At 36.7% G+C, this 12,604-nt stretch carries 11 protein-coding genes; 8 read left to right on the forward strand and 3 right to left on the reverse strand.

Going from position 1 to position 12,604, the window contains the following annotated elements:
* Window positions 1–290 precede the first annotated feature (290 nt).
* Window positions 291–581 (forward strand): DUF2325 domain-containing protein, encoded by a 291-nt coding sequence (locus tag acsn021_RS04375; protein WP_184090244.1) that lies wholly within the window; start codon window positions 291–293, stop codon window positions 579–581.
* An 86-nt stretch (window positions 582–667) separates the two neighbouring features.
* On the forward strand, window positions 668–1,099 hold the full coding sequence (locus tag acsn021_RS04380) for a flavodoxin (protein ID WP_184090247.1): 432 nt from the start codon (window positions 668–670) through the stop codon (window positions 1,097–1,099).
* A gap of 120 nt (window positions 1,100–1,219) precedes the next feature.
* Here acsn021_RS04380 and acsn021_RS04385 read toward each other — a convergent pair whose 3' ends face one another.
* Window positions 1,220–3,607, reverse strand: a complete 2,388-nt coding sequence (locus acsn021_RS04385; protein ID WP_185264970.1) for a right-handed parallel beta-helix repeat-containing protein — start codon at window positions 3,605–3,607, stop codon at window positions 1,220–1,222.
* A 43-nt stretch (window positions 3,608–3,650) separates the two neighbouring features.
* Entirely contained in the window at window positions 3,651–4,064 is a 414-nt protein-coding gene (locus acsn021_RS04390) for a hemerythrin domain-containing protein (protein WP_184090253.1), read from the reverse strand.
* A 288-nt stretch (window positions 4,065–4,352) separates the two neighbouring features.
* Here acsn021_RS04390 and acsn021_RS04395 point away from each other — a divergent pair, with 288 nt between their 5' ends.
* Complete coding sequence (locus tag acsn021_RS04395) at window positions 4,353–5,015, forward strand: response regulator transcription factor (RefSeq protein WP_184090255.1); 663 nt, start codon at window positions 4,353–4,355, stop codon at window positions 5,013–5,015.
* Between the two features lie 323 nt (window positions 5,016–5,338).
* Complete coding sequence (acnA, locus tag acsn021_RS04400) at window positions 5,339–8,095, forward strand: aconitate hydratase AcnA (protein ID WP_184090259.1); 2,757 nt, start codon at window positions 5,339–5,341, stop codon at window positions 8,093–8,095.
* Window positions 8,096–8,098: 3 nt separating this feature from the next.
* Here the strand turns inward: acnA and acsn021_RS04405 are convergent, their stop codons facing one another.
* Window positions 8,099–8,959, reverse strand: coding sequence for a helix-turn-helix transcriptional regulator (locus acsn021_RS04405; protein WP_184090262.1), 861 nt, complete (start codon window positions 8,957–8,959; stop codon window positions 8,099–8,101).
* 272 nt (window positions 8,960–9,231) lie between these two features.
* On the opposite strand from acsn021_RS04405, the gene kduI reads away from it, so the two are divergent.
* The 4 genes from kduI (at window position 9,232) to rhaM (ending at window position 12,407) form a co-directional block, all read left to right on the forward strand.
* Window positions 9,232–10,059 carry a 5-dehydro-4-deoxy-D-glucuronate isomerase gene (gene kduI, locus acsn021_RS04410; RefSeq protein WP_184090265.1) on the forward strand — a complete coding sequence of 276 codons (828 nt, stop codon included), beginning with the start codon at window positions 9,232–9,234 and terminating at the stop codon, window positions 10,057–10,059.
* A 121-nt stretch (window positions 10,060–10,180) separates the two neighbouring features.
* Window positions 10,181–10,969, forward strand: a complete 789-nt coding sequence (locus acsn021_RS04415) for a gluconate 5-dehydrogenase (protein WP_184090268.1) — start codon at window positions 10,181–10,183, stop codon at window positions 10,967–10,969.
* Window positions 10,970–11,171: 202 nt separating this feature from the next.
* Complete coding sequence (locus acsn021_RS04420; RefSeq protein ID WP_184090271.1) at window positions 11,172–11,963, forward strand: carbohydrate-binding protein; 792 nt, start codon at window positions 11,172–11,174, stop codon at window positions 11,961–11,963.
* A 132-nt stretch (window positions 11,964–12,095) separates the two neighbouring features.
* Window positions 12,096–12,407 carry an L-rhamnose mutarotase gene (gene rhaM, locus acsn021_RS04425; RefSeq protein WP_184090274.1) on the forward strand — a complete coding sequence of 104 codons (312 nt, stop codon included), beginning with the start codon at window positions 12,096–12,098 and terminating at the stop codon, window positions 12,405–12,407.
* The last annotated feature ends 197 nt before the right edge of the window (window positions 12,408–12,604 follow it).

Consider the following 12,604-nt stretch of genomic DNA (forward strand, 5'->3'; position numbering starts at 1 on the left):
TGTATTCATAAAAAGAATTTATCCGTTAGCAAATGGAAGCAAATAAGAAATATTAAATTAAAGTGTAAAACAAGAAAAGTCCTGCCACTTATCATGTGATGAATGGCAGGATTTTTTGCAAACAATAAATTTTATCAAAAATGAAAAAAATCCTTGCCTAATGAATAAGTCTGTGGTAATCTGTATACAACTTAAATGAAAATGAATATCATTTGCAATAATATTAATTGGATGAATACATGAATAGATAAACGGAAGATAAAAAAATTCAATATATCGGAGGTGAAATCATGAGTATAGTAATTGTCGGAGGACATGACAGGATGGTCTGTAATTACAAGGAAATCTGTAAACAACATAAATGTAAGGTTAAAGTATTTACGCACATGCCTGCCAATTTTAAGACGCAGGTTGGAAAACCGGATCTTTTAATTCTGTTTACCAATACAGTATCTCATAAAATGGTAGTCTCTGCTTTACAAGCTGTAGAAAAAGAGGATACCATTGTTGAAAGGTGCCACAGCAGCAGTGCTTGTGCCCTAAAAGATATCTTATGTGAATATTGTAAAAGACGCGGATAAAAGATACGATTTGGTATAGGCATTGATACTTGGGACTTAAAAGTTATACAATAGCAATTAAAAAAAAATTTTAGGAGGAATAAAAAATGAGTAAGATTTATGTAGTATATTGGAGTGGTACTGGAAATACAAAGTCAATGGCTGATAAAATAGGAGAAGGAATTGAAGCAGGCGGTAAAGAAGTACAGGTTACTGATGTGTCTGATATTTCTCCGGAAGGCTTAAAAGACGAGGCAGTATACGCACTAGGCTGTCCTTCTATGGGTGCTGAAGAATTGGAAGAAGATTCTATGGAGCCATTTGTAGCCGGGCTTCTTCCTTTTGTGGCAGGTAAAAAAATAGGTCTGTTTGGTTCCTATGGCTGGGGTAACTGTGAATGGATGCGCGACTGGGAAGAGCGTTTGAAAAAAGCAGGAGCTGAAATTGTACTTGAGGAAGGTGTAACTTGTTTAAATGACCCGGACTCAGAAACATTGGATAAATGCCTGGAACTTGGGAAAGCTTTGGCGGCATTGTAATTTTTTTAGATAAAAATTTTTACAAATAAGAGTAGCCATATACATACAATATATTAAAAGAAAGACCAAGCTTGTACAATACTATTGTTACAGACCAGGTCTTTCTTTTGCTTTGCGTAATCACTTAAATTTCTTTCTAAAATAAACAATTAATGCTGAAAAAAGAATAAGTAAGATAAGCCCTACACCTAGTAATACATCCTTGTCATTTAGTATACTGCCGCTAAGTTGTTTATCCGATTCTTGTGTTTTTTGCTCTTTTGGAAGGGGACTAGGCTCTATAGGAGCTATTGCTGGTGTAGTTACAGACGTTATTGTTGGTAAAGATATCGGTGTAGCCGTTGGTATGGCTGTTGGTATAATGGTCGCTTCTCCCGTTAGAAATTCTGGGTATTTCTTGGATGAATTCTTTCTCTTAGGAACGTGAGTGCTGTTGTCTGTCTGCAACGGTACCGTTGGGAGGTGGCTTGATAATGTCGGTGCAGTTATTCCTTTTGTGGGAGTGGGAGTTACGGTAGCAACAGGCTGTGTAGGTTGCAGAGAGATAACAGCCACTGTGGGAGTGGGAGTTACAGTAGCAACAGGCTGTGTAGGTTGCAGAGAGATAACAGCCACCGTGGGAGTGGGAGTTACAGTAGCAACAGGCTGTGTAGGTTGCAGAGAGATAACAGCCACCGTGGGAGTGGGAGTTACAGTAGCAACAGGCTGTGTAGGTTGCAGAGAGATAACAGCCACCGTGGGAGTGGGAGTTACAGTAGCAACAGGCTGTGTAGGTTGTGGAGAGATAACAGCCACCGTGGGAGTGGGAGTTACAGTAGCAACAGGCTGTGTAGGTTGTGGAGAGATAACAGCCACCGTGGGAGTGGGAGTTATCGTAGTACTGGGCAACACGGGTGATGGTGTAATATCTTCTCCTGGCTGTTCCGGGTCGTCGGGTTTAGGCATAGTGGTGGGCTCTGGTAAGATTACTACCATAATTTCATCGCTCCAATTCCCTCCTTTAATTCTTACCTTATATATGTAAGTTGTGTTTACTTCCAGATTAAAGTCTTCATAATAGGTACTCATATTAGTATCTTTAATCGTTCCATTAACAGCAACTTCATATCCTTTTACATCATTTTCTGGATTCCAACTGATATGGACACTGCTTCCAGAAACAGTAGTTAATATATTCTGCGGCATTCGCCTGTCCTTTAGATAAATGCTGTTTCCAGACAGTAAAGTATTTTCGGGCATTTGCTCATTAGCTGATATTCCATATGAATAGTAGCCGGATATTATATTATTCATAACCTGATTATTTACATTGGTTCCACCTGATTGAATTTTTATACCAAAAGGACAATCCGCTTCATTCTCAATGGTGTTTTCAGAAAAAAATGAATTCGTAACCATGTAATCTAAAAAAATACTGGAATTATCGGCTGTATTCCATGACCATAAGGCTCCGTTTATAGTGCAAAGATTGGTCTCTTTTATAGTGTTTTTTTGTACTATGAGATTATCTGCAAATAATAAATAGATGCCATAAAAATCGGATTCGGTTATAGTATTATTAACGATTTGGGAATCCTTAAGATTACTGATTTCAATACCAAAATATCTGGTTTTAGAAATATAATTATTTCGTAGTATTAAGTTAGAGGCCCGATATGTATTATCGGTTAAGCCGGCATCATTTCTCACGACTACGATACCGGATGCTTTTGTATTTTCTATGGTATTGTTTTCAATTGTATTATTGTAAGCCGGAACTGCGTACCGTATGCCATTAGACTCAGAATTCATTACAACATTATTAGTTATTTCAGAGTCATTAGACAGATAAAATGCAATTCTGCTTCCGTCAATTATATTATTGCTGATTACTCCATTTTTTTGCTTAGAGAAGAAAATGCCGTCTTTGGAATCGTAAACCAAATTGGAATAGATGATATTATCAATAATCGTATTGTTTTGATTTAAATTGTTGTTTCTCACAGCTTCATTTTCATCAGGTACATTTTTTCCGTAAAAAGCAATTGCTGAGTTAGAGGTTGAGCCGTATATAGTGCAATTTTGAATTGTAACATTATCGGCATCATATGCAGCTACAGCTTCTTTTCCGATCTGATTATCCAGATAGATATTTTGAATACTTATACGATTGGCTAGTATTCTTATACCCATAGCAGCAGGATTTAGCTGTCTGACAATGGTATTTGTATTGGATTCTCCAAGTATTACAATGTCTGGAGTTGACAATATTAAAGTGTCATTTAATGTGTAGTTTCCATTTTTTATATAAAATTTATTAAGTCCACTAGTTATTAAGTAATCTATGACCTCATTTAAATAACTGCTGCCTACAAAAGCTTCATCAATTATAGTAAAGGAGGAGTCTAAAATCCTACTGTCATGATTAGATGCATTTACAACTGAATTTTTAATGGGGGATGCTAAAATGAGATTAAATACTAGTAATACTGTTATTAAATAAACAAAATATAATTTATGCTTTTTCAAAAAGTACCTCCTTGTTGACCGTTTAGGCAGATTAAGTTAGTACTTAAGATATCTTTAACTTATCCGGATTGATTTTATGATTGTTTAAATATTTGCTAAGAAGATTATCTGAATCAACAATATGTAGAGATAGCCATTCGATTACATAACTTAGCCTATCATTAACAACTTCAATAGAATTATCGGTTTCAGAATGAATTTGAAAAAGTTCTTTTCTTAGCTCATTATGTTTTTCTATATGCTCATCTCGTGTGGGATAATCAACCGTATTCATAATTTTTTCTTCATACTCCAAATGATTTTCTATGAATTCTCTCAACCCTATTAATATTTCACACATGTTATGGCAGGTATCCGCATTTAATAAAAATACATTTTCTAATATGGTTTCAATTAATTTTCTTAGCTTATAATCAAAATCATTATCTACCAGAAATAAAAAATTCCAATTTATCATGTACCCACCGACTTCCTTGTTGTTTATAAGTATATTGTAATTTATAGTAAAGAATTATATAAGTGCAATCAGGAACTATTATAAATGCAATAATCATAAAAAAAGTGCATATTACCAGTAAAAACTTATGAAGATAGTATTTTTATCATTGGAAATGACTAAATAACTTAAATATCGTGCCTTTTGCATCATATAGGACTAAAATCCGTGTCATTCGTCAAATTTAGACCTTGTTTTTTATCTTTCAATGTAATAGAATGATATTAACACAAGAAAAAGGGGTACCTTATGATTAATGTACTTATAGCGGATGATCAAAAACTATTTAGAGAGAGCATAAAACATTTCATTGAATTAAATGGGGATTTTAAGGTAAATGCCTGTGTAAACAATGGAAAAGAAGCATTTGAATCCTGTAAACATTTTTTGCCGGATGTGATACTTATGGATTTAATTATGCCTATATGTGATGGTATAGAAGCTACGAAATTAATTAAAGAAAAATACCCTGACGTAAAGATTCTTATCTTAACTGCTTCGAATGAAGGAGAGTACCTGTCCAATGCATTAAATAATGGTGCAGATGGTTATATTATAAAAGATATTGGCATGGAAGAATTAATATTATCAATTAAAAGTACAGCGGCGGGATTAGGTATTATTCATAAAAACGTAATAAAAACGGTATCCGACTATAATCAGTCCAATACAAATGCAAGACAGCTACAAAATAAAACCCTGGTTGTAAATGATATACCTGTTACTTTAAATGACAGAGAACTCCATATCATTCAATTAATTGTTGATGGCCACGATAATAAGCAGATTGCTGAAATTATGTTTATGGCAGAGGGAACAATTAAAAATAAGATTGCTGAGATAAATTCAAAATTGCAGGTAAAAGACCGTACGCAACTGGCAGTGTATGCTATAAAGAACAATATTATTTAGGCTGGTAAATAATCTCTTTGCTGTAGCTGCTATTATAATAAATGAATTACGTAAAAAGCTGAAGTTGTTATGCATTGTTGCTGACAGCTTCTTTTTTGTTGGACTCAATGAGAGAAAAAAATAAATTATTAATACCAAAGAAGCTACTATAAAACATACACACAAATTGTTAACCCTTGTAGTGAGGTGGAGAAAATGTTACTATGGTACTACAGCAACCTTTAATATTAAATTTATTGTTCTAAAAAGAAAAATAAATTTAGGAATACAATGAAATACTAAAGGATAACAATATCCTATAGGTACAGATTGGAGGTATTTTCATGAAACAAAAGCATCAGAACAACTATCTGAAGAGTTTTCAATTAGACGGTCAGACCTTTCATTATTATGACCTATCTCCATTAGAAGCCCAAGGTTTTTCTATAAAAAAATTACCCTATACCATAAGAATTCTGTTGGAGGGAGTTTTAAGACAATATGATGGCTGGACAATTAAGGAAAAACACATTATGGATTTAGCGGGCTGGAAGCCGGCAAATAGGGAAGTGGCAGAAGTTCCCTTTAAGCCGTCAAGAGTGATTCTTCAGGATTTTACCGGTGTACCCGCTGTTGTAGATTTGGCATCTATGCGCAACGCCATGGAGAAAGCAGCCCTAAAAAAACAAAGCAAAACAGATAACAAAACAGATACGAATGAAGTTGTTACAGAACATATAAAAAGAATCAATCCAGAGGTTTTAGTAGATTTAGTTATTGACCACTCTGTACAGGTGGACTATTTCGGTACAAAAGATGCTCTTTCAGATAACATGAAACTGGAATTTGAGAGAAATATGGAGCGGTATCGGTTTTTGAAGTGGGCGAAAGAAGCTTTTTCCCATTTTAGAGTGGTTCCCCCTGCTACCGGAATTATACATCAGGTGAATCTGGAATATCTTGCAAAGGTAGTAAACCAAAGAGATACCGGTGAATTAATTCTGGTTTATCCGGATACTCTGGTAGGAACGGATTCTCACACCACCATGATTAACGGGCTGGGTGTACTTGGCTGGGGAGTGGGCGGTATTGAAGCAGAGGCAGGTATGTTAGGACAGCCCTCTTTCTTTCCCGTTCCCGATGTTGTCGGAGTGAGATTGACAGGAGAATTACCGGCTGGTGCAACAGCAACGGATTTAGCACTTTTGATTACCCAGTTACTTCGAAGTAAAGGCGTTGTTAATAAATTTGTTGAATTTTTCGGCGAGGGAATTAAGGCCCTGCCACTTGCAGACCGAGCAACGATTGCTAACATGGCACCGGAATACGGTGCAACCTGCGGGTATTTTCCTGTTGATGAAGAAACTCTTCGCTATCTGGAATTAACTGGAAGAAATGAAGAGCATCTTCGACTTATTAAAACTTATTTGACTCTGAATCATTTGTTCTATGAAGAAAATCAGGATATTCAGTATTCGGATGTACTGGAAGTGGATATGAGTTCAATAAGTGCCAGCCTGTCAGGACCAAAACGACCGCAGGATCTGATTCCACTCCCAGAAATGAAACAAAGATTTCTTAACTCTCTGACGGCACCAGTCGGAAACCAGGGACATGGTTTACAGGAGGGGGAAGAAAATAAATCTGATAAGTTCACCTTACAGGACGGCAGACAAGGAGAAATAAGTACCGGTGCAGTAGCAATTGCCTCCATAACCTCCTGTACGAATACTTCAAATCCTTATGTTATGCTTGGAGCCGGATTACTGGCAAAAAAAGCAGTTGAGAAAGGTCTTACGGTACCTGCCCATGTAAAAACTTCTCTGGCACCCGGTTCTAAAGTAGTAACAGGCTACCTGATTCAGGCGGGATTACAGGAATATTTGGACAAGTTAGGTTTTCAGACGGTGGGATATGGTTGTGCCACTTGTATTGGTAACTCCGGTTCACTGTTGCCGGAGATTGAAAAAGCTATCACAGAAAAGGATATTCTGGTTACATCTGTATTATCAGGAAACCGAAATTTTGAAGGACGAATCCATCCGTTAATTAAAGCCAATTATCTGGCATCGCCCATTCTTGTAGTTGCATATGCTCTGGCTGGTACAGTCTGTGTAGATTTTGATAAAGAGCCTATGGGAATAGATGCAGACGGTAATGCGGTATATTTAAGGGATATCTGGCCTTCTTCAGAAGAAATCAGCAGATTGTTAGAAACGAATATTAATGCAGAGCTATTTATCAAAGAATACAAAAAAGTCTATGAAGACAACGAAATGTGGAATTCCATACAGATAGAAGGCAGTAGTTTATACGAATTTGCCCCGGATTCAACCTATATTAGGAATCCGCCGTTTTTTGAAGGTTTAGTAGAAGAGACAGCTGCTTTACAGCCGATAAAAGGAATGCGTATCGTTGGAAAATTCGGAGATTCCATTACCACAGATCATATTTCACCTGCCGGGTTTATTGGAAGTAAAACGCCTGCCGGAAAATACCTTCTTGAGAATGGTGTAGAAGTTCATAATTTTAATACCTATGGCTCAAGAAGAGGTAATCATGAAGTAATGATGCGGGGAACCTTTGCAAATATCCGAATTCGTAACCAGTTGGCACCGGATACAGAAGGAGGAGTTACCACCTATCTGCCAACGAAAGAAGTGATGTCTATCTATGATGCCTGCATGAAATATAAAGCGGATAACACTCCTTTGATGATACTGGCAGGGAAAGATTATGGTATGGGTTCTTCCAGAGACTGGGCTGCAAAAGGAACCAGTTTACTTGGTATTCGGGTAATTCTGGCGGAAAGTTATGAGCGAATTCACCGTTCCAATCTGGTTATGATGGGAGTTCTGCCGTTAGAATATGTTGAGGGGCATACAGCAAAATCTCTGGGACTGACGGGTGAAGAAACCTATGAGGTAAATCTTTTAGATAATATAAAACCCCAGGAGAGGGTAACTGTAACCGCTGTCAGAGCAGATGGAACAACTGTAAAATTCCAAGCTGTCTGCCGGTTTGACTCTGAAATCGAGGTTGACTATTACCGTCATGGGGGAATATTATCGATGGTATTACGAGAGAAGTTAAAACTGTAAGCTCTATTTGGTACTGTACGTCGCATATTTTTTCGGAGATATGCCAACAGCCTTTGTAAATGCCTTAAGGAAATTGCTGTAATCATGAAAACCGCAGGATTCGCATACTTCATTTACGCTTTTACCTTCTGCCAGCAAGGATTTAGCTTTCGTAATTCTTCTGGCAGTCAGGTATTTATTAATCGTAGTTCCGGTAGCAGATTTGAATATCCGACAAATATAGGATTCACTTAAAAAGAACTGTTTTGATAAATGGTCAATGGAAAGTGGCTGGTCAATGTTCTGGTTAATATAATCCAGAATCTGGTCCACCTGTTGGCTGTACTGATAAGAGGCATCTGTAACTTCGGACTGGCACTGAGCATAGAAGGCTTTATTTAAAAATACCAGCAGCTCCATAAAAGCAGCACGTTCTAAAATATCCATACCAAAACCGGATGGGCTTGTGAGTTTATGGATATAATAAATAAAACGCTGCTGTTGTTCTTTATCAAGGGCAAGGCGATGGGAAAATCCCTGTTCCCTATAGGAAAAGCAGTAATTTAAGTCTGTTTCATCAGTCGAGATAGCCTTCACAAAATCAGGATGTATGGAGAGTACAATACGTTCATGGACCATCTGATCTATCTCAGATAAATAATGGCTTTCATAGCTGTTAATAAAAAATACATCGCCTGGCTGCATTGTATAAAATTTGTTATCTATTAAAAATTGTCTGCCGCCGGATATGGAGTAATAAATCTCATAACAGTCATGAATATGCATATTCATAGTCTTTTCTTCGTTATATAAGTGTGCAATGGCAAAGTATTTGTCTGTAAGACAGGATTCCATGGATTCTTTACAGGAAGTATATTCTTTCATAGGAAACTCCTTATTATATTTATTGTAAGAAGGTTACTTTATGCTGATTATAGCAAGAAAGTTCAAAATATGCAAGTTTTAGAGCAATAAATGACAAGAATAAGAAATATTAGTATGCTATACTAAGGTTACAAGTTACTTAACAACCAATCAGGCGATGGTAAAACATTCCTGAGGGCTATTGCAATAAAAAATATACGTACTCTAGAAAGCTTCTGACTTAACGAGCAAACAGCCCTAGATTACTATTTATAAAAGAAAGGAAGAATATTATGGAACTTAGGACAGCTTCATCACCCAAGGATGTAAAACATTACACAACGGACAGATTAAGGGAAGAATTTTTAATTCAGAATTTATTTGCAGCAGGTGAAATCAAATCTGTTTATAGTCACATTGACAGAATTATTACCGGTGCAGCAGTGCCTGTAACACCTTTAACATTAACAGCAGGAGATGAGATACGTGCTGAATATTTCCTTCAAAGAAGAGAAATGGGTGTTATCAACATCGGTGGAAAAGGAACCATTACGATTGATGGTACTGTATATGAATTAGGTTACAAAGACGGAATTTACATTGGTATGGGTTCAAAAGATATCGTTTTTGCAAGCGGAGATCAGTCAAATCCTGCTAAATTCTATTTTAACAGTGCTCCGGCTCACAAAACATATCCTACCGTTCTAATCAAACCTGAGAATTGTGTACAGGTGGAATTAGGTTCTCTTGAAACCTCTAACCACAGAGTTATTACAAAATACATTCTTCCAGGTCAGGTTGAAAGCTGCCAGCTTGTAATGGGTATGACCAGCTTAAAGCCAGGTAGTGTATGGAATACAATGCCTTGTCATACACACGATAGAAGAATGGAAGTTTATTTATACTTTGAAATGCCACAGGATGCTTTGGTGTTCCATTATATGGGAGAGCCAAATGAAACCAGACATATCGTTATGAGAAATGAAGAAGCAGTTATTTCTCCTAGCTGGTCTATCCATTCCGGTTCCGGTACACAGGCGTATACTTTCATCTGGGGTATGGTTGGAGAAAATCAGGACTTCGATGATATGGACGGCGCTCCGATGTCAACTATCCGCTAGTTTTCATTACATGCCGTACCTGCATGCAGATATGGTGTCGCCAAAGTAGTTTTAGATATCTAATTATAAATTAATGTTTACTATTTAATAGTAACGATACAGAATGGAGGAATAGGAATATATGAGTATTTTAAATTCATTTTCTTTAGAAGGTAAAGTAGCTTTAGTAACGGGTGCTTCTTACGGAATCGGTTTTGCAATTGCAAGCGGTCTTGCACAGGCAGGAGCAACAGTATGCTTTAACGACATTAAACAGGAATTAGTAGATAAAGGTATCGAAGCTTACAAAGAAGCCGGTATCACAGCACATGGTTTTGTATGTGACGTTACAAATGAAGACCAGGTAAACGAAATGGTTGCTCACTTTGAAAAAGAAGTTGGAGTTATCGATATCCTTGTAAATAATGCGGGAATCATCAAACGTATCCCTATGGTGGAAATGTCTGCTGCTGATTTCAGACAGGTAATTGATGTAGATTTAAATGCACCATTTATCGTAGCAAAGGCTGTAATTCCAAGCATGATTAAAAAAGGTCATGGAAAGATTATAAACATCTGCTCTATGATGAGCGAATTAGGACGTGAAACAGTTTCTGCATATGCGGCAGCTAAGGGCGGTCTTAAAATGCTTACTAAAAATATCGCGTCTGAATATGGTGAATTCAATATTCAGTGTAATGGTATCGGACCTGGATACATTGCTACACCTCAGACAGCTCCATTAAGAGAAGACGGACATCCATTCAACAGCTTTATTATCGCAAAAACACCTGCTGCTAGATGGGGAGAAACAGATGACTTAGTAGGTCCTGCTGTATTCTTATCTTCTGAAGCTTCTGATTTTGTAAATGGACACATCTTATATGTAGATGGTGGTATCTTAGCTTATATTGGTAAACAACCTAAATAATTGAATATACCTATCTAAAGCAGAGGGCTGTTGCAATTTAATTAAAAACATTGATTGCAGCAGTCTTTTCTTGAAGTATATATTAGGTTACCGTGAAATTAACAATTTGAATTAATAGATAAATAAATACATAAATAAATAAATAAATACATGGGGAATTCAAGTTAATTATACATAAAAACCATAGGAAAGGGTTTATTATATGTTAGAGTTAGGAATCAAGATTCTTAATGCACAGGGACAGGTAAAAGCCGAGCAGTATGGACAGGATGAAGTAAATCTATTTTATAAGGAGGAATACCAGGAAGGGGATCAGATTGTTTTCACAACGTCGAAAAAAGATGTATATTTAAATCTTCAGGTAGACGATGCTCTTGGTATGGCATTTACCTACGTTACGAATGACGAGATAATATACCAGATACCTTTTGGTGTAAAAAGATTATCGTATGCGCCAAAGGTTTTTACAGGCAATAGACATCTTCTATCTGCAAGGACAGCAATGAAAGAAGAGATTGGAAACTACCGTAACCTGGCATTAAATGTAATGGATCAGCATGGAGATACCGGTTGTTACCCCCATGCAACTGCTAATGTTGAGACTAGGGGAGAATCTGTATTTGCTGCCCGGAATGCCATTGACGGAATTAGAGAAAATCATTCTCATGGAGAGTGGCCATATCAGTCATGGGGAATTAACAGGCAGGAAGATGCTGAAATAAAACTGGATTTTGGGCGTATGATACAGGCTGATAAACTGGTGCTCTATACCAGAGCTGATTTTCCACATGACAACTGGTGGGTAAAGGTTACAGTAACCTTTTCGGATGGTACTTCTGAGATTTGGAAATTGGAGAAGAGTGATAGAGCGCACGTACTCTTATTAGAATCCAAAAAAATCTCATGGCTTATGCTGGGCGAATTAGTAAAAGCTGACGATCCTTCTCCCTTTCCTGCATTAACACAGCTTGAGGTATATGGAAGAGAAGTATAAAATAAAGCTTTTATCAGACATATATTTGATGTATAATATTATAGTGTAAAACTTCAAAACATACGGCCGGAAGGCAAAAGGCGAAAAGTTAAAAAGCCTGCAAAGACATTATAGACAGAAAGGGGTTTACCGATGATTAAAGGATTTAAAATGAAATTATATGAAGGAATGGCGGAAGAATATGAACGCCGTCACAATGAATTGTGGCCTGAAATGATTGACATGATTCATGAACATGGCGGAAAGAATTATTCTATATTCTTAGATAAGGAAACCAACATACTATTTGGCTACATTGAAATTGAGGACACAGAGCTTTGGGCAAAGGGCGCAGACACGGCTATTAACCGTAAATGGTGGGATTTCATGGCTGATATAATGGAAACCAATCCGGATAACAGTCCTGTTGCCATTGATTTGGATTTATTATTCCACTTAAAGTAATACTTAATTATAAATTAAAAGTTACTAAATAAAAAAAGCTGCCGTAATACAAAGGATGAACTGACCCCTAAAGTTAGAGCTAAAAATCTAACGACCTGGAGGTCAGTTTTTTTATGGCAGCTTCTTTGACTTTTAAGACAATATTTCATTGGCTGGTAACGAATACAGGAATTAAAATCAAAAATTTGATTTGAATC

The sequence above is a fragment of the Anaerocolumna cellulosilytica genome, from assembly GCF_014218335.1.
GTDB lineage: Bacteria > Bacillota > Clostridia > Lachnospirales > Lachnospiraceae > Anaerocolumna > Anaerocolumna cellulosilytica.